Origin of the sequence: Pseudomonas sp. MIL9 (genome assembly GCF_016887925.1) — a bacterium.
Lineage (GTDB): Bacteria > Pseudomonadota > Gammaproteobacteria > Pseudomonadales > Pseudomonadaceae > Aquipseudomonas > Aquipseudomonas mohnii.
Window position 1 is genome coordinate 75,239 of the sequence record NZ_JAFEHE010000017.1, and the last position, 22,605, is coordinate 97,843.

A 22,605-nucleotide genomic window follows, 5' to 3' on the forward strand; every position below is an offset into this window, starting at 1 on the left:
GATAGACGCCTTGCGTGATAGATAGATGACCTGCCTACTTATCGGGTCAAGGAACTGCGTCATGTCTAGCGCAACACCCCCTGTCTCCAGCAAGTTGTTCGGCCTGTTTTGCCTGGCCAGCTACCTGCTGTCGCTGTCCTATGGTTCGACCTTTTTGCTGTCGCTGTTGATCGGCTCTCGCGGTGGCAACGAGCAGGATGCCGGCAGCGTGATTTCGGCAGCGATGCTCAGCACTTTCGCCGCAGTAATCGTCTCCGGTCACTTGTCCGACTGGCTCGGCGCGGCCCGTTCGGTGGCGCTGTTCGGCCTGTTGCTGGTCGCCGCCAGCCTTGGTTTTGCCTTGACGCCAGGCTTCGGCCACCTGCTGCTGCCTTTCGGACTGTTGCTGGGGCTGGGTTGGGGCGTGTTCTACACCCTTGGGCCGATCATCGTCGCCAGCCTGGTGACGCCGGTGCAGCGCGCCAAATATTTCGCCCTCCTGTCGGGCAGCATGATGACCGGCATCGGCAGCGGTCCATTGCTCGGTCGCGCCGCAAGCGCCCTCGGCTATCCGGTAACGGCGGCGTTTTATCTGGCGGCGCTGGCGAGTCTCGTGGGGGTGCTGCTGTTCTGGCGTCTGGATCGACAGCTGAAAACGGCCGCGGCGCAATCGACCGTCGTATCGCGGATTTCCTGGCACGCAGCGGCCCGGGTGCTGTCATCCAGAGCGGTGCTCCCGATCATCATGGTCGGCCTCGGTGGCTGCGTGTTCGGCGGGTTGTCGAGCTTTCAAACCAGCTACGCGGCGCAGCGCTCGCTCGACTATTCGCTGTTCTTTCTCGGTTTCATGAGCGCGGCGATCAGCGGCCGCCTGCTGATCGCCGGATTCGTGGTCAAGCGCGATCCACTGCGTGCGTCCTGCCTGCTTTCAGGGCTGATGCTCGGTTCGATCCTGATGTTCGGGTTCGTGGTCAACAACGGCTTCAGCTACGTGCTCGCCGCCGTGATGCTCGGGATCGGTTACGGCCTGACCTACTCAGTGATCAACGGCCTGGCCGCCAATGAAGCGCCGAGCGGCACCACCGCACAATCCTTGCTGCTGTTCAGCCTGTCGTACTTCATCGGCGTGTTCGGCTTTCCATTGCTGGCCGGGAAAATCATCGTCGAACACGGCATGGCCACGCTGCTGCTCACCGTGATGGCGGTGGCATCGCTCAATTGGTTGATTACCGTCGGGCGCCTGGCCTGGCGTCGAATCACCACGGTCAAGGCGTTGCAGCGCGCCTGAGCCGTTCGTCGCCCATCAGGCACCCATCGAGATCCGGGGCGGACTAATCAGGTAGGACTCTATTTATTGGAGACAACACCATGAGCCTGTCCCGGTTGACCGCCCTCGCCCTCGCTGCGCTGCTGTCCTCTAGCGCCTTCGCCGGGACCACCGGCCCCACCAACCCTGTGGAAAAACCCAAGGCCCCGGCCGTCCAGAGTGCCCCCGGCATGAACACCGACGGTGCGGGAATCGACAACCGTTTGCCGCCTTCCACCGGGACCGATCCACGCACCCAGGGCAACGACCCCGGGCGCCAGGGCGGCTTCGACTTGCCGGACACCGAAACACCCGATAGCACCGGCGGCGGCCTGGGCTCAAGCACCAGCGGTAACTCGGGCAAAGCCGGCGGAATCAGCCAATAGCTGCCACCCCTGAAAGCAGGATTGCTGTCCAGCTTTCGGGGTGCAGATCAGCTATCGCGAATCGCCTTCAGGAGCCGGCTTGCCAACGATGGCGACAGATCAACGGCTAGAGCCAACGCCAATCAACGCATCCACTTCAGCCACCCCTGGCGAAGTCGCAGGCCCCCAGCGAGTCACCGCCAAAGCCGCCGCCGCATTCGCCCGCCGTGCTGCTTCAAACGCCGACAATCCCTGGGCCAGCCCCGCCACGAACACCCCGGCATGGGCATCGCCCGCACCATTGCTGTCCACCGCGTCGACCTTGAAGCCCGGCACATGCCGACGCTCAGAACCCTGGCTGATCCAGCAGCCTTGCGGCCCATCGCGCACGACCATCAACACCCTGGCCGGCAGATGGTCGGTCAGGCGCGTCAGCGCGTCGGAGATGTCCGACGCCCCGGTGAATCTCAGCGCCTCGACCGCGTTGCTGGTCCACAGGTCGATACGTGGCAGCAACGCTTGCATCAGCGGTGCATCCGGTGAATCCACCAAGGGACCCGGATCGAATACCACCTTGATAGCGCTCGGCAACGCCAGCACCCAGTCCACCAGCGCCTGGGCCTTGCCGACGTGCAGCAGGCTGTAGCCACTGACGTAGACATAGTCCCCCGCCTCGACCGACACGCCCGCCAGGTCTTCGGCAGTCAGTTCGCCCTCAGCGCCGATATAGGAAACGAAACTGCGCTCGGCCGAGGCGTCGGTGATGGCGACACACAACCCGGTATCGCGCTCGGCGCGCTGAGTGATGCCGATCCGGATGCCCTCCGTGTTCATCGCCTCGCGCGCCAGGTCACCGAAGCGCCCGGTGCCATGCCGGCCCAGGTAGACCACCGGCAGACCGTTGCGCCGGGCGGCGGCCATCACATTGAAACCGCCACCCGCTTCGAAACGGGCCGATTGCGCCAGCACGTCGCCACCTGCTTGCGGCAATTTATCCACGGCCATGACCAGGTCGATGATGACCTGGCCGGTGTGCAACAACCTAGGCATGGGCATTCTCGATCAATGCGGCGCGACGATCCTTCGCCCCGCCGAGTACCCAATAAATCCCGCCAGCGACCACGAAGGTCACGATCCAGCCGAGGCCGTTATGGCCCAGCCACGAATCGGACAGAAAGCCTTTGAACCAGACGTTTTCTGCGGTGGTGCCAATGGTGGTGAAACTGAAACCGAGCACAATGGCGATGGCCCAGGCACCGAAGGCTCGCCATTCGACGCCGCCGCGATACCAGTAGGCGCTGCTCGGGCTGACATCCAGCAAGTCCTTGGGGCTGTAGTAGTGACGATGGATCAGGTCGACCACGAAGATCCCGACCCACGCGGTGATCGGCACTGCCAACAGGGAAATGAAGGTGATGAACGGACCATAGAAACTGTCGGCGATCAGCATGAAGTAGATCGAACCGGCGAAGATCGCGACGATGTCGACCACCACGGCGTAGACGCGCTTGACCTTCAAACCGAGGGTCAGCGTGGTCAGGCCGGCGGAATACACCGAGAGGTTGTTCGACAGCAGCAGCCCGCCGAATGCGGTGATCAGGTACGGCACGGCCATCCAGGTCGGCAGCATGTCGCGGATCGCGATGATCGGATCGGTGGCCTGGGCCAGGTCGTTATTGCCCACCGACAGCAGGCCGCCGAGGGTGATCAACAGCACCAGCGGAATGCCCGCGCCGAATGCCGCCGACGCCACCAGGCGCACAGCCTTGACGCTGCGGTGCTGGTAGCGCGACATGTCGGCCCCTGCGTTGGCCCAACCGATCCCGGTGCCCGCCGCCATGGTGCCGACGCCGATGATCATGGCGCTCAGTGGCGCAGGCGTGGCGTTGAATACCGCGCTCCAGTCGATGGTGGCGCAGAGGAAACCGCCGACCAGAATGTTCAGCGCGCCGAACACGTAGGTCGCCCATTTCTGGATCACCAACAGCGTGGCGTGACCGAGGCCGGACACCGACAGGGTCAGCAACACGAAAATCGCGATGAACAGCAGCGTCAACAGCGGTGCGCTTTTCGCTTCCACCGGCGAGCCGAACAGAATGGAACACAACGACAACAGCACGAACGCGGCGGTGGTGGTGTTGACCGTTTCCCAACCCAGGCGCGACATCAGTGAGACCAGGGTCGGGCCGATGTTGCCGCGTACACCGAAGATCGCGCGCGACAGGGTCAGGCTCGGTGCCCGGCCTCGACGGCCGGCGATGGAGATGATCCCGACCACCGCGAAAGAACCGGCGGCACCGAGGATCGCGACGATGATCGCCTGCCAGATCGCCAGGCCGCGAAACGCTACGAGGGTCGCACCCAAAGGCAGGCCGAGGATGGAAATGTTGGCGGCGAACCAGACCCAGAACAGCTGCAAGGGATGACCGTTGCACTCGGCTTCCGGCACCGGTTCGATGCCACGGGTTTCCAGTTGTCCGGCATTTTGCCCGGCGGTTGATGAACTCATGAAAAATGCTCCTGTTTGCCTTTTTTGTGGTTGTGGGCAATGACGGATGTCGATACAACAGCCCGGCCATCCTGGCCTTGTTGGTGCGCACTATTGCGGTTTATCAAATTGATTCGGTGGTGCACCCATCGCAGGCAAGCCCGCTCCCACAGGGTCACAGCGATCCTGTGGGAGCGGGCTTGCCCGCGATGGCGTCAGCGCTATCAACGCAAAGCCAATAGCCCCTGCACCAGTGGCTTCAGCTCCAGATCATTGACAGCCTTGACCGTGTCGATCAACGCGACAGGCCAACTCTCAAGGCCCAGGCAGGCCCCGAGCATCGCGCCGAGAATCGCTGCGATGGTGTCGGTGTCGCCCCCCAGGCTGGCGGCCATGCACAGCGCTCCGAAGGCATTCATCTCACCGATGGCCACTTGCTGCGCCAGGGCAAACGCTACCACCACCGATTCCTGTGATGCCACCGAAGTGCCAATCACGTCATACAGCAGGTCGGCCAATAACGCCTTGTCGCTGTCGATGCTGATGCTCCGCGCCCAACTGATGCGCGAGGCAATGCGTCCGCCGGCAACCCAATGGCCATGGCTTTCGGCTTGCTGGGCGACTTGCTGGCCAAGGTTCAGCGCTGCCCCCAAATCCATGCCGTTGATCCCGGCCGAAACCACCGCCGCCACCGCCGCCGCGCTCGAAATACCCAGCGTGGTGTTATGGGTCACCTGGCAGGCCTGGACCACGGAATCGATAAAACGCGCGGGATCTGCGACGTCGGCGGCGATACCGACCGGGGTGATGCGCATCGCCGCACCGTTGGTGGTGCCGTAACGCCCCGCCTCTTCCGGCGAATGACCGGCCAGGATCATTTCAATTGCACGTTTGGTCGATGGCCCGAGCAAATCCTGGGAGCCCCTGGCCTGCATTTGGGCTTCCCATTCGATCAAGCGCCGGGCGAGCAGCGCCGGTTCGATCCTGCCCTTGCCGTCGATCAACAACTGGCCGACCAGGATCGCCTGTTCGGTGTCGTCAGTGATCGAGCCCCTGGGCATGTTGGGGGCAATCGGTTGCAAGGGGCCGGCGTCTTGCAGGTCGGTGATTTCGCCGAAGCGCGCCTTGATTTCCGGGCGGCTCAGGGATTGGGTCGGCATGCCCAGCGCATCACCCAGGGCCAAGCCATAGAATGCGCCAAGTGCACGGTTGAGCGCCGTCATTGCGCCGCTCCAAACTGCAGGTGAAGACGAAAGTGCACAGGGTCGAGCAAGCTTTCCACCTGCTCCATGAAACGGTTTTGCCGGTCGTACGTGGTGCGCAAGGCTTTCAGGAATACCGTGCCGACCGGGCGGCCCAGCAGTTCGGCGTCTTCGGCGTTCAGCGGTTCGGCACCGATCCATTGATCGCCGCGTTCACCGATATAGCCATAGGCCGCCAGGGTGATGGTCAGGGAATTGTCGATCAGACCGACACGCGGCAGGCTTTCCAGACCTCCGGTGGCGGGCATCAAGGAGCGTTCAAGGGAGACCAGCGTGCCGTCGTTGGAACGGCGGCGTCGGTCGAGCGTAATGAACTGGTCGGTACCGAAACGCGAGAGCAGGTCAGGACGGGTCACCGCCTCCAGCCGCAGCACTTCGGTGTTGACCAGCGCGCCGCTGTCGGCCAGGGCCTGGGCCCAGCCGTTGCGCTGGTCGAGCATCACACCGTCGAAGGTGACGATGGAGCCTACCCCGCTTTGCGTCGCAATGTAGTTGCGCCGTTTCAACTCGGCCAGGGCTTCACGCAAAGTACCTCGGCTGACTTTGAATTCTTGAGCCAACTGATGCTCGCCCGGCAGATGAAAGCCGTCCTCCATGAGGCCGCTTTCAATGCGCCGGATGAGTTCGTCGACCACCCGTTGTTTCTTGTCGAATCGTACCTGTCTAATCATGTACAAATTGATACCCGAAACGGGCTGGGGCGGGCAAGGAATATTTAAGGGAGGTGACAGAAGGATGCGATTGTTCGCGAGAGCGGGAGTGAGTCAGTCATGCCGCCATCGCGGGCAAGCCACGCTCCCACAGATTACGCAAAAACCTGTGGGAGCCTGGCTTGCCCGCGATGGCGCTCGTGGGAGCAGCGAAAATCTCAGCGCTGTTTCAAACGGTCAATCACCACCGCCAACAGCAGGATCGAACCCCGAATCACATACTGGTAAAACGTATCGATGTTCTTCAGGTTCATTGCATTCTCGATGATCGCCAGAATCAACACCCCGGCAATCACGTGCCGGATCATGCCGATCCCGCCACTCAACGAAACCCCGCCCAGCACGCATGCCGAGATCACCGTCAGCTCGAAGCCCTGGCCGATCATCGGCTGACCCGAGGTCATGCGCGAAGCCAGAATCACACCGGCCAACGCGCCAATCAGGCCATGCACGGCGAAGATAATGATCTTGGTCCGGTCAACGTTGACCCCGGCCAGCAGCGCCGCTTCCTGGTTACCGCCGATGGCCATGGTGTTGCGGCCATAGGTGGTGTAGTTGAGCAACCAACCGAAGAACAGGAAGCAGACGATGGTAATCAGGATCGGCACCGGCACACCGAACAGTTGGCCATTGCCGAACACGAAGAAGGATTCCTGGGACACGCCCACCGCTTTGCCGTTGGCGAAGATGTAGGCCAGGCCGCGCACGATCTGCATGGTCGCCAGCGTCGTGATCAACGCGTTGACCCGCAGCTTGGCAATCACGATCCCGTTGATCAGCCCGACGATCAGCCCCATGACCAGTGCCGCACAGACACCCAGAAACACGCTGTTGGTGTCGCGCATCACCACGGCGGCGACGACCCCGGCACAAGCGATCACCGAGCCCACCGACAAGTCGAAATGCCCGGACGCCAGGCAGTACAACATGGTGCAGGCGGCAATCCCGGTGGTGGAAATCGCCAGGCCCAGGCCACGCATGTTCAGCGGTGACAGGAAATTGTCGATCAGCAAGGTGCAGAGCACGAAGATCCCCACAGCCGCCAGCAGCATCACCCAGTCATCGAGAAAGCGTCGCAGGTCCAGAGGCTTGCGCACGGTCGGCAGGGTTTCGTTTTGGGTTGTCATCATAGTCACCTCTCAGTTCGCCACGCCGTCAGCGCGTTGGCGCGGCAAAGCCAGTTGCAGCAAGTTGGATTCGTTGGCCTGTTCGCGGCTCAGTTCGCCGCGCATGGCGCCTTCGCACAGCACCAGGATGCGGTCGGAAATACCCATCACTTCCATCAGGTCGCTGGACACCACGATCACCGAAATACCGTCGGCGGCCAGGTTGTGGATGATCTGGTAGATCTCGGCCTTGGCGCCGATGTCGATACCGCGAGTGGGCTCGTCGAGCAGCAACACTTTCATCGGCATCGACAGCCAGCGACCGAGAATGGCCTTTTGCTGGTTGCCGCCGGATAGAAACTTGATCTGTTGTCCGGCATGCGGCGTTTTTACTTTCAGTGCCTTGATCTGCTTGTCGGCGTTGCCCTTTTCCCACAGCCCGCGCAACAGGCAGCCAAACGTGGAATGGGCGCCGCGCGCACTGATGTTGATGTTTTCGGCAACGCTGGAGAGCGGCATGATGCCCTCCTTCTTGCGATCCTCCGGGCACAGCAGAATCCCGGCGGCGATGGCGTCGCGGGGTGAACGCAACTTCAATTCGTGGCCGCGCAGTTCAAGGCGTCCGGCGGTGTTGCGCGTAAGCCCGCTGAGCATGCGGAACAGCTCGGTACGGCCGGCGCCCACCAGACCGAACAGGCCGAGAATCTCGCCTTTGTGTGCCTCGAAACTCACCGGTTCGCGCAAGCCTGGCCCGAGCAGGCCGTCGACTTTCAGGGCCACCGCACCACGCTGGCGAGGACGGTAATCGTAGATGTCCTGGATGTCGCGACCGACCATGCACGTGACCAATTGATCGTGGGTCAGTTCGCTCATGTCCTCGAAGGTGCGTACGTAGCGACCATCCTTGAACACCGTCACCGCGTTGCAGATACGGAACACTTCTTCCATGCGATGGGAGACGTACAGCACCACTTTGCCCTCGTCGCGCAGGCGGGCGATGATCGTCATCAAGCGATCGATCTCCCGCGCCGACAGGCTGCTGGTTGGCTCATCGAAGGCAATCACATGGGCGCCACGGGACAAGGCCTTGGCGATTTCCACCAGTTGCCGCTGCCCGAGGGACAGGCGTCCGACTTTTTCCTGGGGGTCGATTTCATCGGCCAGTCCCTTGAGGCAGGCCAGCGCTTGCTGGCGCAGGGTACGCCGATTGATCAAGCCGAAACTGGCTGGCAAATGACCAAGGAACAGGTTTTCCGCCACGGTCATTTCCGGCACCAGGTGCAATTCCTGGTGGATCACTGCCACCCCGCTGCCGATGCTGTCGGCAGTGGACTTGAAGACCATCGTCTGCTCGCCGATCTGCAAGTCGCCGCTGCTCGGGGTATAGGCGCCACCGAGGATTTTCAGCAGGGTCGACTTGCCGGCGCCGTTCTCGCCCATCAGGGCATGAACCTGCCCGGGATGGGCGACGAAGCTGATGCCATCCAGCGCCTTCACACCGGGAAAGGTTTTGCCGATCCCGTTGAAGCGCAAGCTGCCACCGCCACTAAAGGAACGGCCGGTGCGTTGTTGTATGTGTGTTTGCGCGTGCATAACCACCTCATGACACAGATCAGGCAACCCCGTTGCGGGGGCTGCCGATGAAATCAACCCGTCCTCAGTTCCACAGACCGATCTTTTCCAGCTCCTGCTTGAAGTTGTCGCGGGTGATCAGTGTCACGTCATCCATGGCAGTGTATTTCGCCGGTTCTTTGCCGGTGGTGACCCACTCGTACATCATGCTGGCGGTGTTGTAGCCCTCGATGTGCGGGCTTGGCAGCATCGAGCCATAGAAGCCACTGTCAGGTTTCTTCAATTCACCGATGGCATCGGTGCCGTTGATGCCGATGCCGATCACATTCTTCGCCGCGAAACCGGCAGCTTCCGTGGCGCGCACGCCGCCGAGCACGGTGTTGTCGTTCATGCCGCCGATGATCAGGTTCTTCGCCGCGCCCGGCAGCTTCACCAGCGCCGAGTTGGTGGCGTCCATGCTGCCCGGCACGTCGAGGGTTTTCAGCGCCGAGAACAGGATGTGATCCTTCGGCATGCCGGCGTCTTCCAGCGCCTTGACCGAACCGTCGGTGCGTTTCTTGCCGGTGTCGAGTTCGTTGTAGGTGTTGATCACCGCGTAGGTGTCTTTCCAGTCCCAACCGCGCTTTTTCGCTTCGGTGGCCATGGCATGGCCCTGCTTCTGGCCGACTTCGAACGCTGCCATGCCCAGGTACGGAACCTCTTCCATGAATTTGCCACTGGCATCGACGAAGCGGTCATCGACGGCGATCACTTTCAAGCCGTTGAGCTTGGCTTTGGCCATGATGGCCGGGCCGAGGGATATATCCGGCGGGCAGATCACAAAGCCCTTGGCGCCGTTGGCGGCCAGGCTGTCGATGGCCGACAGGGTCTTCTCGCCATCAGGCACGGCAATCTTGATCAGGGTGAAGCCCTTCTCCTTGCCGGCCTTTTCGGCGAAGGCCCACTCGGTCTGGAACCACGGCTCTTCCGCTTGTTTGACCAGAAACCCGATTTTCACTTCCTCGGCCGCCAGCAGCGTACTGCTCAGGCTGACCGCAGTGACCGCCAGAGCGGCACAGCACAGGGAACGGATTGCACGACGACGATTCATAGGTTTTGACTCCTTGTTATTTTTGTTGAGCATTCTTCGAAAGCGTTCTTTTCAACCAGTGGCGCGGTGAAACCTTATCGCTAAATAGTCATATCGTATGATGATTGAATCTCAGACGCAGAATGGCGCCTGAAACCCTCATCATTCAGTCGTGGTACATGACCGAGCGCCCACCATCGATGGTGATGCAGGAAGCGTTGATGAACGGCGCTTCATCGCTGGCCAGGAACACGGCCGTCATGGCGACTTCTATCGGCTGACCGATGCGGCGCGGCGGATGCAGGTCGAAGGCACGCTGACGCTCGGCGTAAGGATCGGCAAAACCGTTCCAGTAATCGACGTTCAACTGAGTTTCGATGTAGCCCGGTGCAATGGCGTTGACGCGAATGCCCTTGGGCGCATATTCGATACCCAAGGCACGGGTCAGGCCGAGCAAGCCGTGCTTGGCCACCGGGTACGGGAAGCAGCCGGGAATGATGTGGCTGGAATGGGTCGAGGCAATGTTGATAATGCTGCCGGTGCCCTGCTCGATCATCTGCGGCAAAACGGCCTTGCAGCCGAACCAGGCGCCGTCGAGGTCGATGGCAAAGCAGCGACGCCAGTCTTCTTCGGTCATTTGCAGCGGATCACGGAACACATTGACCCCGGCACAGTTGACCAGCACGTCGATCCGGCCGTGACGTTCCACCGCCAGCCTGGCCATGGCGTGCAGATCCTGCTGGTGCGAGACGTCGGCCTCGATCGCCACCACATCGGCACCTTTTTCCCGCCAGTGCGCCGCAACCTTTTCGACTTTATCCCCCTGAATATCGCTGATGATCAGCCTGGCTTGCTGAGATGCGAAGCTGGCGACGATCGCTTCGCCGATACCCTGGGCCGCGCCGGTGAGCAACACGACTTTGTTTTTCAAACGCTCGCCCTTCGGCGGTTCGGGTACCGGTGGCAAGGAAAGAGGTTCAGCCATGGATCAAGACTCCTGTTCGAAAGCACGACGAAAACCGGGCATCCGTGGATGTCCGGTCAAAAGGCGTTGAGGCAAGAACAGGCACGCAAAAAACGTTTCAGCCTTGAAACGCTCTGAAGCACTGACTCCGCAAGGGAGGACGGTGGAATATCGCTGCATCACTTCACCTGTTTTGTTTTTCTTAAGTGTGAGTGCATGTAACTGGTGAGGCCGACTATAAACCCGGCCCAGGATAAATCTCAATATATATATTTACATCCCATATTTTGGGATTTATCCCGCAAATCGAGTGCAATGCTTTCCGGGTACGTCCACACGAATCGACAACACGGCCCCGTCCAGCGAATGCCCGAGCGGGCTCGCGGCACTGGTGATGTACAAGGTTTTGAGATCGGTATCGCCGAACACGCAGCTGGTGGGGCGACTGACTGGCAGTTCAATCACCCGATCGACTTTGCCGTCCGGGCTGAGCCTGAGCAGGCAGCTGCCGTCCCACCGGGCGTTCCAGATAAAGCCTTCGGCATCCATCGCCGATCCGTCCGGACCGCCGCGCCCATGGGCTGCAAACCAGGTCTGCGCCGGTTCGAGGTTGCCGTCGGTGCGGATGAAATGTTGATACAGCGTGCCATCGAGGCTGTCACCGAAATACAGGGTGGTGACGTCATCGCTCCACAACAACGTATTGGGAATGCCCAAACCGCGAAGCAGGGGCGTCACCCGTGCGTCGCGGTCAATGCGAAACAGCCCGCCGGTTCGCCGCTCGATGGGCAGGTCTTCACCTTGTTCGCCGATATTGTTTTGCATGGTACCGAGCCAGAGCCGGCCGAGGGCATCGCAACGCGCTTCGTTGGCGCGGTTGCCCGGTTGCGGGTCGGCGACGCAGAGCAACGTCAACCGCGGCTCCAGGCCGGGCGAATCCAGATCAAGTCGATAGACGCCACTGCTCAGGGTCACCAGCGCATCGCCGCGCTCACACGGAATGAACGCCGACACGTGCTCCGGCATCTGCCAGATCTGCACGTTGTCGCCGATCAGCCGCAGCGCTTGCTTGCCGGCGATGTCCACCCAGTACAGTGCCTGGGTCGGCGCATCCCAGAATGGGCCCTCACCGAGTTGCGCCCGGTGTCCGGTCACCGCAGTCCACGTCATGAAACCTCCTGCTTTCTTATTCTTTTCAGGTCGGAGCCGGTTTGCCGGCGCCCACAGGTTTTTCGTTTTCAGCTGGCTTTTTTGTCGGCCATGACCTGCGGGTAGTAGCGTTTGATCGCCAGGTCAGCGTTGTCGATCAGGGTCATGCAGGCCCATACACCCCGCGCGGCATCCCGGGCGGCGATGGCTTGGGCCATGTCTTTATGAATGGGCAAGGTGCGACGCAGTTCGTCGGGGTCGGCGGCTGACACTTCGAAACACACCGCCAGCAAGGCACCGAGGGCCGGCACCATTTGCTCGATGAATTGATTGTGGCTCGCGGCGAGGATGCACTCATGGAAGAGCTGGTCGGCGCGGTTGTAGTCGATGCCACTGTCCACGGCGCGTTCGAGCGCGTTGCAAGCCAGTAAAATCGCCTCGACCTGCTCGCCCGTCGCCCGCTCGCAGGCCCAGCGCACGGCCATGGGTTCGATGGTGCGGCGCAGGTCGAGCAAGTCATCGACGAAGTTTTCCGGCAAGCCGCTGCGCGACAGCCAGCCAACGACTTGTGGGTCGAACAGGTTCCAGCGCCGTACCGGCAACACCCGGGTACCGACCTTCGGCCCGACTTCGAGCAGGCCTTTGGCAACCAGGGTTTTGATGGCTTCGCGGATGACGGTACGACTGACGCCGAGCTGCTCGCCGAGGTCAGCCTCGACCTTGATGGTTTCGCCGGGCTTCACTTGGCCGGTAGCGATCCAGCAACCCAGCCAATCGACGGTCGACGCATGAAAACTGCTGGACATGGATATCCCCAAAGCCATTCGCCAAGGTGGCCACGCTAATCATCATACGATTGACTGTCAAATTGATTTTTTGAACATACGCAAACCCTGTGGGAGCGACCTTGCTCCCACAGGGTTACGCGTCAGGGTTCAAGGCCGATGCGGAAAAACTCACCCCCACTCCACACGCCCAACCAGCGCTGCCCATCGATCTCGCGACTGACTGCCAGCTCAACCAGTTGGTAAAACACATTGCGATGGATCAGCGCTTCAAGATTAGTGCGCACATGCACGTAAGGCGCCGGTTCCTGGGTGAGTGGATCGACCACCACACGAATCGGGTGTTCGGCACCGGCGTCGGTGGTTTCGTCGACGTTGGTGGTGAAGCGCAGGACCTGCGCCTCGCCCTCGCCTTCCACGTCCACGGCGATGGCCACGAAGGGTGCGTCATCAACCTTGATGCCGACCTTCTCGACCGGCGTGATGAGGAAATAATCATCGCCATCGCGGCGAATGATGGTGGAGAAGAGTTTGACCATCGGCTTGCGCCCGATCGGCGTGCCCAGGTAATACCAGGTGCCGTCGCGAGCGATGCGCATGTCGATGTCGCCGCAGAAGTCGGGATTCCACAGGTGGACCGGCGGCAAGCCTTTGGTTTTGGGGATTTGCCCCAACAGGTCGTTGGCTTTTTGCGGGCCACTCATGGCGATCTCCTTTGATTTACTGGTCGCTGAGCCCCAACAGACTACGAGCGTATTGCTCCAGCGGCGGGCCCATCAGGTCTTCCGGCTTTTTGTCGTGGAACGTCAGTAAACCGCCACGACTCTTGATACGTGCAGTATCAATCAAATACTGGGTGCTGGTCTCGATCAACATGATCTGAATCACGCCGCTGTCGATTCCGAGGCGATCCAGCGCCTCTTGGTCCAGCAGTTCATCCGTGTTGCCAATGCGGTCATCCGACTTGGCGAAACGGGTGTAGAGCAGGTAATGGGCACCCACGGCACGGGCTTCGCCCATGGCCTGGTCCAGACCTTCCGGCGTGCGAGCGCGACGAACCATCGGGAAGTATTCGACAAAGCCATCGAAGGCGACTTCGGCGATCACGTTGGGTCGCGGGTAAACGGCACTGCCCGGCGGTACGAATGCACCCTGGGCAATGTAGACGAACGAGTCCGGCTGAATGCGCAGGTTATTCACGCGGCGGCTGTCGCTGTGATCCAGCAGACCGACGTCGCTCATGTGGTAAAGAGTCCCTTCGGCCATATCGCTGACATTCATGCAGCCGCCAAGCGCCAAAACGGCCAGCAGCAAAACCAGGCTACGCATCCTATCCTCCAGAAGCCGGTGTCGGAAAACCGGCGAATGGCCATGGGATGCAGCTTTTGCGCCACCTCATGGACGTCGTCGCCTGATCCAACGCAATCGCGGGCAAGCCACGCTCCCACAAGTATCTGCGTAAAACCTTGTGGGAGCGTGGCTTGCCCGCGATGAGGCCGGTTCAGCCGCCGATAATCTTCATGACTGTCGCACCACCGGAAAACGCCACCTCCTGCTTGTCGCCCAACGCCTTGACCAGCAACCGCTGCAAGGCCGGCAATGCCTGATGACGCGGTTTGTCCAACAGATCGCCGACGTAGTGACGATTGCTCGAGGACAAACAGCCATGCAACCAGCCGGTGGAGGACAGGCGCAGCCTGGAACAGGTGCGACAGAACGGCACGCTTTCGTTGGCAATTACACCGAAATGGCCCATCCCCGGAATCTCGTAGCGCACGGCCGTGGCATCGAGTGGGGCATCGGCCTGGAGATATTCGTAGCGTTCGCCGATCAGACTCAACAACTGCTGAAGGCTGACAAACTGCTGCAGGAAGGCGTTGGAGTCGCTGGCCAGGTGGCCCATTCGCATCAATTCGATAAAGCGCAGTTCATAGCCACGCTCCAGGCAGTACTCGAGCAGTGGCATCACCTGGTCAAGGTTCTGGCCACGCAACGGCACCATGTTGACCTTGATCTTCATGCCAGCGGCGCTGGCCTGGTCCATGCCGTCGAGCACGGTCGCCAGATCACCGCCACGGGCAATGCCGCGAAAGGCGCTGGCGTCGAGCGTATCGAGGGAAACGTTGATGCGGCGAATGCCGGCATGGACCAGCAACGGCAGCTTTTTCGCCAGCAGTTGGCCATTGGTGGTCAGGCTGATGTCTTCCAGGCCCATCTGGCCGACGGCGGTCATGAAGGCTTCGAGCTTGGGGCTGACCAGCGGCTCGCCGCCGGTGATGCGCAAGCGCTCGATGCCTGCCGCTTCAATCAGATACGCCACGCCGCGCGCCATGGCTTCGGCCGACAGTTCATCCTGCGCAGCCACCAGCCGCTTGCCGTTCGGCACGCAGTAGGTACAAGCGTAATTGCAGGCTGAGGTCAGACTGATTCGCAAATTACGAAAACGCCTGCCTTGACGGTCAACGATCATGGATCACTCCGGCGGAAGAAAATCGAACCGCTAAAACTTGACTCACAAATCAAGTTTTAGCAAGCCCTATGCCTGAGTATATTCCTGCGGTATCGCACCATGTAGCGAATTCATGGCGTCATAAGGCAACTGAATGGCTCAGCTGCTCGGGGCGTCGGTGTCGCGCTTGCGCTTGTTGCCCATGCGAACGCCGATGTCCATCAGGAACTGGAAGAAGCCTTCCTGATCTTCCAGCACATTGCTCCAGAACGGCGAGTGATACAGGGCCACGGCACCGTGCACCAGCGCCCAGGATGCGCAGTAATGGAAGTAAGGTGGCACGTCTTCCAGCTTGCCTTCACTGATCCGGCCCTTGATCAGCAAGGTCAGGCGTTCGAAGTTCGAGGCGCGGATCTTGTGCAACTCCTCGATCATCTCCGGAACCTGGTTGCCCTTGACCACCTTTTCTTCCAGGCGATCGAACAGCCGATAGCGTTGCGGGTCACGCATGCGGAATTCGAAATAGGCGCGCGACAGGGCTTCCTTGTCCTTGTCGACGTCGGCCGAATGCAGCAGTTCATTCAAATCGCGCTCGTAGTCGAGCATCAGCCGCAGATAGATCTCGGCCTTGGATTTGAAATGCTTATAGATCGTGCCTTTGCCGATACCGACGGCATCAGCAATCATCTCGACGGTGACACTGTCTTCACCTTGTTCGAGGAACAGCTTGAGCGCGGTATCGAGAATTTCCTGCTCGCGGCGGCGAAACTCACGGACCTTACGAGGTTCTTTATGCATAAGAAAAGGTCTGTAGGGGTCAAAATTCGAAGCCGCGTATTATGCCTAAATTACGCAAAAATGCACGGATCATCCGACCATGTCTGTGTTTCCTGATGAATTCGGACAGGGTCTGCACCTGATGAGAACGCTTCCGAAGCGGGCGTATTCCAAAATTGTTTAAAAACTGTGTCCGGTAAACTGGACTCGGCGTAATAGTGATCAATACTTGAACTGTCGGCGGGGCATCTCCCCCAAGTGTCACGCCGATATTGGTACCAACGGACCGCGTGCCATTGTTTTACTCCTAATGGTCTTAACCCGGATTCACCCCCCAGAACCCGGGTTTTTTTTGCCTGCGATTTAACCTTTTACGTGCGCCAGAGGAAACAGTCGCTTGAAGTTCGCGGTGGTCTGCTCGGCAAATCGCTCGTAGGGCTCACCGCGCAGCATGGCCAGAAACTCTGCCACTTCTCGCACATACTGCGGCAGGTTCGGCTTGCCACGATAGGGAATCGGCGCCAGGTACGGTGAGTCGGTTTCCACCAGCAAACGATCGGCCGGGACTTTGCTGGCCACATCACGCAACGCATCGGCATTGCGGAAAGTGACAATACCGGACAGGGAAATGTAATAGCCCATGTCCAGGGCGGCCTTGGCCATGTCCCAGTCTTCGGTGAAGCAATGCAGAACACCCGCCTGGGGCAGCGCCGCTTCACGCAGCAAGTCGAGGGTATCTGAACGGGCACCACGGGTATGGATGATCACCGGCTTGCCGGTTTGTTGCGCCGCTTGCAGGTGCAGTCGAAAAGACGCCTGCTGCAATTCGGCGGCTTCGGGTTCGTAGTGGTAGTCCAGACCGGTTTCACCAATCGCCACGACGCGCGGGTGATTGAGCTCCTGCAACAGCCAGTCCAGCGCAGGCGCCGCTCCTGGCTGCACATCCAGCGGATGCACGCCCACCGAGCAATCGACGTCGTCATAACGCTCGGCCAGCGCTTTGACATCAGCAGCGTTATCGACGCTGACGCCGATACACAGAAAGTGCCCAACCCCGCGCTGACGAGCGGCATCGAGGGCAGCGTCCAGGGATCCGTCGTGGGCGGCGAGGTCAAGGCGATCAAGGTGGCAATGGGAATCTACGAGCATAAAAAGGGCTGCAACTTACATCGTATGAGTGGGACGGTCGGACTCGAGGGCTCCGGCCAGATGGGTTTCGATTCGACTGCGGGCAGTGTTTTCAGCATTGTTGAACTGTACGCCAACCCCGGCTGCCCGGTAACGCTTTACCGCTGACAGGTAGCGTCCAGGTTACCTCTGGGCAGGCAGGGACGCCCATTGCACCAGCAGCGCCTCCAGCAGCAGCACCCGATTGAGGTTGGCCTTGCTCAGTACTTTCTGGCGCTGGGCAAGGATCCAGTCCTGGATATTCAGGACTTTGTCCTGCGCGGTCTTCTGCGCCAGGTATTGAATCACCTTGCGCATGTCCGGCAGTCCCAGCCCCTCTTCGTCCTGGGTCAGCTGGTAGCGCAGGATCAGGCTAGACCAGTCGCAGAACCAGTCAAACAACAGTAACAACGGGATCGCATTCCAGCCTTCGGCCAGTTGGGTCGGCGATTGCTGCTGCTTGAGCAGCTTCTTCACGCCATCGACCACTTGCGCACGTTGTTCGCGTACACCTTGAGCCTGCAGGTTGACCGCGGCCAGTGGCGAACCGGCAGCCAGGGTCAGCAATTCAATACGCTCTTCTTGCGAGCAATCCGGCAGCGCTTTCGCCAGCCAGGCCAGACTCATGGCTTCGCTCGGTAGCGGGCAAGCCTGCTGCACGCAGCGACTCTTGATGGTCGGCAGCAAACGACTCGGCTGGTGGCTGACCAGCAGCAATACAGTGTCGCCGGACGGCTCTTCAAGGCTTTTGAGCAAGGCGTTGGCAGCGTTGATGTTCATTGATTCGACGGGCTCGATCAGCACCACCTTGCGTCCGCCCAGCTGCGCGGTCTGGACCACGAAGCTGACCAGGTCACGCACCTGATCGACCTTGATGGCCTTGTCGGCCTCTTCCGGTTCGAGAATGTAGTTGTCGGGGTGACTGCCAGCCTTGAGCAACAGGCAGGATTTGCATTCTCCGCAAGCGCCCTGCGCAGTGTGACGCTGGCATAACAGACTGGCCATCAGGCGCTCGGCCAGCGCTCGCTTGCCGATCCCGGCCGGACCGTGCAGCAGATAGGCGTGGGCGTGATGCGTGCGACCGGCCAACTGGTGCCAGAGGCTGTCCTGCCACGGATAGGCTTCAGCCACGGGTCAGCTCCAGCAGACGCGGCAGCAAGGCATCGAGGGACTGCTGAACCTGTGCCAGCGGCTGCGCGGCGTCGACCAACACATAACGCCCCGGCTCCGCTGCCGCGCGCTTGAGGAAGGCACTGCGCACGGCATCAAAAAAGGTTCGGCCTTCGAGCTCGAAGCGATCGAGGCGACCACGCGCACTGGCGCGGGCCAGGCCCACTTCCACCGGCAAATCGAAAATCAGTGTCAGGTCGGGACGCAGGTCGCCCTGCACGAAGGTTTCCAGTGTCGCGATACGCTCCAGCGACAAGCCGCGGCCACCGCCCTGATAGGCGTAGGTCGAATCGGTAAAACGGTCACAGAGCACCACAGCGCCCCGAGCCAGCGCAGGGCGGATTACCTCGGCCAGATGCTGGGCCCGCGCCGCGAAGACCAGCAGCAATTCGGTGTCCGGGTTCATCTGTTCTTCAACCGGTGCCAGCAGCACTTCGCGGATACGCTCGGCCAGTGGCGTACCGCCCGGTTCGCGAGTCAGCACGACCTCAATACCGGCGGCGCGCAGGCGCTCGGCCAGGTATTCGCGATTGGTGCTCTTGCCGGCGCCTTCCGGGCCTTCCAGCGTAATAAACAAGCCAGTCACAGGCAGTCCTTAGTCAGAGTCATTGCGGGCTTTGCGGGGCGGCAGCATCCGGCTCGGGAGCAGTCGCTGGCGCAGGTGCAGGATCTTGCGCCGGCACTTGCGGCAGGGCTTCCGGGGCCGGATCGGGTGAAGCAACCGGGATCGGTGCCTGGGCTTCCGCGGCCGGGGCATCCTGCGTGTCGGGCGCGGTGGCAGGCGCCGGACTGGAGCGGTAATCGGCACGACGCTTGAGCTGGAACTCGCGCACGGCGTTGTTGTGGGCATCCAGGTCATCGGAGAACACGTGGCTGCCATCGCCACGAGCGACAAAATACAGGCTGTTGCCAGCCACCGGATTCAGCGCCGCATGAATTGCTTCACGGCCGACCATGGCGATCGGGGTCGGCGGCAGGCCGGCAATCACATAAGTGTTGTAAGGCGTCGGTTCCTTGAGATGGGCACGGGTCAATTTGCCGCTGTACCGCTCACCGAGGCCATAGATCACCGTCGGGTCGGTCTGCAGCAACATGCCCATCGCCATCCGCCGGACAAACACACCCGCAATCTGCCCACGCTCCTGTGGCACGCCGGTTTCCTTTTCCACCAGCGAGGCCATGATCAACGCCTGATAGGGCTCGGTGTAGGGCGCATCAGGGGCGCGCCGCTCCCATTCCTTGGCGAGCACTTCATTGAGACGGTCATAGGCTGTTTTCAGCAGTTCTGCGTCGGACATTCCACGGACGAAGCGATAGGTGTCAGGGAAAAATCGTCCCTCAGGGAAAATTCCGCCATGGCCGAGCTTGTCCATGACCTGGGTGTCGCTCAGGCCGTCCAGGGTGTGATCGAGTTTTTCTTCCTTGGCCAAGGCGGCGCGAACCTGATGGAAGTTCCAGCCTTCGACCAGGGTTACGCTGTACTGCACCATTTCTCCGCGCTTCCACAGATCGATCAGACCTTCTACGGTCATGCCGGGAAGCATGCGGTATTCGCCGCTGTGCAGGGGTTGTTTCGGTAGATTGAAACGCCAGTACAGGCGCAGCCAGAAAGCGTCCTTGATGACGCCATCGGCTTCGAGTCGGTAGAAGGTGCGGGTCGGCGTGGTGCCCTTGGGCACCTCCAGCAGTTCTTCCTGAGCGATATTCAGCGGCTGCACCAGCGCCGAATGAACTTTCCAGGCAGAAGCGCCCAACATCAGCCCTGCCAGAACCAGTCCGGTTTCCAGCAGCAGCAAGAGTTTACGTCTCACGTATCAAGCATCCAGTAGCGCACAGGCAATGGTTTGGAGTTTACGGGTGAGCGGCCCAACCGGCCAGCTCAGTGCGGCATAGGCATGCACGGGCCAAATACCATACACGCTGTTGCAGACAAAGACTTCGTCAGCCCATTGCAGCTGTTCGAGGGTGATATCGGTGATTTGCGTGGGAATGCCCAATGACTCGGCTTGAAACAATATCTCGGCACGCATCACACCCTCCACGCCGCAACGTTTCAGATCGGCCGTGATCAACTCGCCATTGCGCACGAGGAACAGGTTACTGAACACACCTTCGATCACACGCCCCGCCTGATCGAGCATCAGGCCTTCGGCATGTTCGGTGTCTCGCCATTCGGCGCGGGCGATCACCTGTTCGAGGCGGTTCAAGTGTTTGAGACCGGCGAGCAATGGCTGAATGGAAAGTCGTGTCGTGCAGGGGAACAGACGAACGCCCTGCTCGGCATGGGCGGCTGGATAAACGGCTGGAGGATTACCAGAGAGGATACGTCGGGCTTTGGCTGAAGGATCGAAAGCGTAGCCACGCAAGCCATCGCCGCGAGTCACGATCAGCTTGAGCACACCTTCGTCCAGCTCCCTGGCGTAGGCCAGCAGCTCCGTGGCCATCGCATCATGATCAAGGTTGATCGCCAACCGCTGGCACCCCTTGGCCAAACGCTGCAGATGGCGGTCCAGCAACACCGGAAGGCCACGCCGCACGGCAATGGTCTCAAAGAGACCATCACCGTAAGCCAGGCCGCGATCCTTCAGCGACACTGCGTCAGCCGGTTGACCGTCGACCCGGCTTTCCATCAGCCTGCAAACCGGCGGAACACCAGCGAGCCGTTGGTACCGCCAAACCCGAAGGAGTTGGACAGGACGACATCGATATCCATGTTGCGCGCGGTGTGCGGCACAAAATCGAGATCGCAGCCTTCGTCCGGTTCATCGAGGTTGATGGTCGGTGGCGCCACCTGACTGTTGATCGCCAGCACGCTGAAGATCGCCTCGACCGCGCCCGCCGCACCCAACAGGTGACCGGTCATGGATTTGGTCGAACTGACGGCCAGCTTGTAGGCGTGATCGCCGAACACCGAACGGATCGCATTGGCTTCCGCCAGGTCGCCGGCAGGCGTCGAGGTGCCATGGGCGTTGATGTACTGCACTTGATCGCCATTGATCCTGGCATCGCGCAAGGCATTGGTGATGCAGCGCGCAGCACCGGCGCCATCAGCCGGAGGCGAGGTCATGTGATAGGCATCGCCACTGGTGCCGAAACCGATCAGTTCGGCATAGATGGTCGCGCCGCGCGCCTTGGCGTGTTCCAGTTCTTCAAGAACCAGCGCACCGGCACCATCGGAAAGCACGAAGCCATCACGGCCCTTGTCCCATGGGCGGCTGGCGCGGGCCGGCTCGTCATTGCGGGTCGACAAGGCGCGAGAGGCACCAAAGCCGCCCATGCCCAGGCCACAGGCCGCCATTTCGGAGCCGCCGGCAATCATCACGTCAGCTTCGTCGTACATGATGTTGCGTGCAGCCATGCCAATGCAGTGCGTACCCGTGGTGCAAGCGGTGGCGATGGCGTAGTTAGGTCCCTGTGCACCCAAGTGGATCGACAGGAAACCGGAAATCATATTGATGATCGAGCCTGGCACGAAAAACGGCGAAATCCGTCGTGGGCCGGAATCATGCAGGGTACGGCTGGTTTCTTCGATATTGGTCAGTCCGCCAATGCCCGAGCCCATGGCGACGCCGATGCGCTCACGGTTGGCATCGGTGACTTCCAGGCCGGCATTGCGTACCGCCTGAAAACCTGCGGCCAGGCCGTACTGAATGAACAAGTCGAGTTTGCGGGCTTCCTTGACCGACAGGTATTCCTCGACATTGAAACCCTTTACCGAGCCGCCAAAACGGGTGGAATAGGCAGAAAGGTCGGTGTGTTCGATCAGACCAATGCCACTGCGGCCAGCCAGAATGCCCTGCCAGCTGCTTGGCACATCAGTGCCCAGTGGCGACAACATACCCATACCGGTGACTACGACGCGTCTACGCGACACAGCACTCTCCTTTTTTGAAATGACGACTTTGCATCAGGCCTAAAGAAAAAACCGCACGCCGTGATAGCAGTGCGGTTTTTCCATGACAGCAAGCAACGATTACAAACTATTACGCCTGGTGGCTAGTAACGTAGTCGATTGCAGCTTGTACAGTAGTGATCTTCTCAGCTTCTTCGTCAGGGATTTCGGTCTCGAATTCCTCTTCCAGAGCCATCACCAGCTCAACGGTGTCAAGGGAGTCAGCACCCAGGTCTTCAACGAAGGAAGCAGTGTTGACCACTTCTTCTTCTTTAACGCCCAGTTGCTCGGCAACGATTTTCTTGACGCGCTCTTCGATGGTGCTCATACCTTGTTTTCACTCCTAATGGACAAATTCAGGCAGCTGGCCAGTGGGTAAGTGTATAGAAAGACTT

23 protein-coding genes and 1 pseudogene are annotated in these 22,605 nt (G+C 60.5%); 2 read left to right on the forward strand and 22 right to left on the reverse strand.

Features of this window, described 5'->3' with window-relative positions; all coding sequences use genetic code 11:
* Window positions 1-61 precede the first annotated feature (61 nt).
* Both JQF37_RS18605 and JQF37_RS18610 read left to right on the forward strand, forming a co-directional pair.
* Window positions 62-1,267 (forward strand): MFS transporter, encoded by a 1,206-nt coding sequence (locus tag JQF37_RS18605; protein ID WP_130206807.1) that lies wholly within the window; start codon window positions 62-64, stop codon window positions 1,265-1,267.
* An 80-nt stretch (window positions 1,268-1,347) separates the two neighbouring features.
* Complete coding sequence (locus JQF37_RS18610) at window positions 1,348-1,671, forward strand: hypothetical protein (protein WP_130206805.1); 324 nt, start codon at window positions 1,348-1,350, stop codon at window positions 1,669-1,671.
* 99 nt (window positions 1,672-1,770) lie between these two features.
* Here the strand turns inward: JQF37_RS18610 and JQF37_RS18615 are convergent, their stop codons facing one another.
* The 22 genes and pseudogenes from JQF37_RS18615 to acpP all read right to left on the reverse strand — a co-directional run bounded on the left by JQF37_RS18615 (window position 1,771) and on the right by acpP (window position 22,538).
* Complete coding sequence (locus JQF37_RS18615; protein WP_130206803.1) at window positions 1,771-2,700, reverse strand: PfkB family carbohydrate kinase; 930 nt, start codon at window positions 2,698-2,700, stop codon at window positions 1,771-1,773.
* Complete coding sequence (locus JQF37_RS18620) at window positions 2,693-4,159, reverse strand: cytosine permease (RefSeq protein WP_130206801.1); 1,467 nt, start codon at window positions 4,157-4,159, stop codon at window positions 2,693-2,695. Before JQF37_RS18620 ends, JQF37_RS18615 begins: the two co-directional genes overlap by 8 nt.
* A gap of 203 nt (window positions 4,160-4,362) precedes the next feature.
* Complete coding sequence (locus tag JQF37_RS18625; protein WP_204149745.1) at window positions 4,363-5,361, reverse strand: ADP-ribosylglycohydrolase family protein; 999 nt, start codon at window positions 5,359-5,361, stop codon at window positions 4,363-4,365.
* Window positions 5,358-6,071 carry a GntR family transcriptional regulator gene (locus JQF37_RS18630; RefSeq protein ID WP_130206797.1) on the reverse strand — a complete coding sequence of 238 codons (714 nt, stop codon included), beginning with the start codon at window positions 6,069-6,071 and terminating at the stop codon, window positions 5,358-5,360. The genes JQF37_RS18625 and JQF37_RS18630 overlap by 4 nt, the downstream gene beginning before the upstream one ends.
* 197 nt (window positions 6,072-6,268) lie before the next feature.
* Window positions 6,269-7,237, reverse strand: coding sequence for an L-arabinose ABC transporter permease AraH (gene araH / locus JQF37_RS18635; RefSeq protein ID WP_047538387.1), 969 nt, complete (start codon window positions 7,235-7,237; stop codon window positions 6,269-6,271).
* A gap of 12 nt (window positions 7,238-7,249) precedes the next feature.
* The gene (gene araG, locus JQF37_RS18640; RefSeq protein ID WP_130206795.1) at window positions 7,250-8,809 is read right to left on the reverse strand and encodes an L-arabinose ABC transporter ATP-binding protein AraG; all 1,560 of its coding nucleotides are present in this window, start codon (window positions 8,807-8,809) and stop codon (window positions 7,250-7,252) included.
* A 64-nt stretch (window positions 8,810-8,873) separates the two neighbouring features.
* Window positions 8,874-9,878, reverse strand: a complete 1,005-nt coding sequence (locus JQF37_RS18645) for a substrate-binding domain-containing protein (protein WP_204149746.1) — start codon at window positions 9,876-9,878, stop codon at window positions 8,874-8,876.
* Between the two features lie 145 nt (window positions 9,879-10,023).
* Window positions 10,024-10,842 (reverse strand): SDR family oxidoreductase, encoded by an 819-nt coding sequence (locus tag JQF37_RS18650; RefSeq protein WP_130206791.1) that lies wholly within the window; start codon window positions 10,840-10,842, stop codon window positions 10,024-10,026.
* A gap of 273 nt (window positions 10,843-11,115) precedes the next feature.
* Window positions 11,116-11,991 (reverse strand): SMP-30/gluconolactonase/LRE family protein, encoded by an 876-nt coding sequence (locus tag JQF37_RS18655; RefSeq protein ID WP_130206789.1) that lies wholly within the window; start codon window positions 11,989-11,991, stop codon window positions 11,116-11,118.
* A gap of 68 nt (window positions 11,992-12,059) precedes the next feature.
* Window positions 12,060-12,776, reverse strand: a complete 717-nt coding sequence (locus JQF37_RS18660; RefSeq protein WP_047526995.1) for a FadR/GntR family transcriptional regulator — start codon at window positions 12,774-12,776, stop codon at window positions 12,060-12,062.
* A gap of 122 nt (window positions 12,777-12,898) precedes the next feature.
* Complete coding sequence (locus tag JQF37_RS18665; protein WP_047526994.1) at window positions 12,899-13,459, reverse strand: DUF1285 domain-containing protein; 561 nt, start codon at window positions 13,457-13,459, stop codon at window positions 12,899-12,901.
* A 16-nt stretch (window positions 13,460-13,475) separates the two neighbouring features.
* A complete protein-coding gene (locus JQF37_RS18670) occupies window positions 13,476-14,084 on the reverse strand; it encodes a DUF4823 domain-containing protein (protein WP_130206787.1) in 609 nt (202 codons plus the stop codon).
* Window positions 14,085-14,256: 172 nt separating this feature from the next.
* A complete protein-coding gene (locus tag JQF37_RS18675; protein ID WP_130206785.1) occupies window positions 14,257-15,225 on the reverse strand; it encodes a radical SAM protein in 969 nt (322 codons plus the stop codon).
* Window positions 15,226-15,363: 138 nt separating this feature from the next.
* Window positions 15,364-16,002: a TetR/AcrR family transcriptional regulator gene (locus JQF37_RS18680; protein WP_047526990.1), complete on the reverse strand. Its 639-nt coding sequence runs from the start codon at window positions 16,000-16,002 to the stop codon at window positions 15,364-15,366.
* Between the two features lie 342 nt (window positions 16,003-16,344).
* Window positions 16,345-17,130 (reverse strand): TatD family hydrolase, encoded by a 786-nt coding sequence (locus JQF37_RS18685; RefSeq protein WP_130206783.1) that lies wholly within the window; start codon window positions 17,128-17,130, stop codon window positions 16,345-16,347.
* A gap of 15 nt (window positions 17,131-17,145) precedes the next feature.
* Window positions 17,146-17,259, reverse strand: a pseudogene (locus JQF37_RS18690) (pilus assembly protein PilZ); the annotation flags it as partial.
* A gap of 33 nt (window positions 17,260-17,292) precedes the next feature.
* Window positions 17,293-18,279, reverse strand: coding sequence for a DNA polymerase III subunit delta' (locus JQF37_RS18695; protein ID WP_130206781.1), 987 nt, complete (start codon window positions 18,277-18,279; stop codon window positions 17,293-17,295).
* The gene (tmk, locus tag JQF37_RS18700; protein WP_130206772.1) at window positions 18,272-18,904 is read right to left on the reverse strand and encodes a dTMP kinase; all 633 of its coding nucleotides are present in this window, start codon (window positions 18,902-18,904) and stop codon (window positions 18,272-18,274) included. Before tmk ends, JQF37_RS18695 begins: the two co-directional genes overlap by 8 nt.
* A gap of 19 nt (window positions 18,905-18,923) precedes the next feature.
* The gene (gene mltG / locus JQF37_RS18705) at window positions 18,924-20,129 is read right to left on the reverse strand and encodes an endolytic transglycosylase MltG (RefSeq protein ID WP_130206771.1); all 1,206 of its coding nucleotides are present in this window, start codon (window positions 20,127-20,129) and stop codon (window positions 18,924-18,926) included.
* Window positions 20,130-20,132: 3 nt separating this feature from the next.
* Window positions 20,133-20,948 carry an aminodeoxychorismate lyase gene (gene pabC, locus JQF37_RS18710; RefSeq protein WP_130206770.1) on the reverse strand — a complete coding sequence of 272 codons (816 nt, stop codon included), beginning with the start codon at window positions 20,946-20,948 and terminating at the stop codon, window positions 20,133-20,135.
* Window positions 20,948-22,192: a beta-ketoacyl-ACP synthase II gene (fabF, locus tag JQF37_RS18715; RefSeq protein WP_047526983.1), complete on the reverse strand. Its 1,245-nt coding sequence runs from the start codon at window positions 22,190-22,192 to the stop codon at window positions 20,948-20,950. The genes pabC and fabF overlap by 1 nt, the downstream gene beginning before the upstream one ends.
* A 109-nt stretch (window positions 22,193-22,301) precedes the next feature.
* Window positions 22,302-22,538 carry an acyl carrier protein gene (gene acpP / locus JQF37_RS18720; protein ID WP_003175607.1) on the reverse strand — a complete coding sequence of 79 codons (237 nt, stop codon included), beginning with the start codon at window positions 22,536-22,538 and terminating at the stop codon, window positions 22,302-22,304.
* Between the last annotated feature and the right edge of the window lie 67 nt (window positions 22,539-22,605).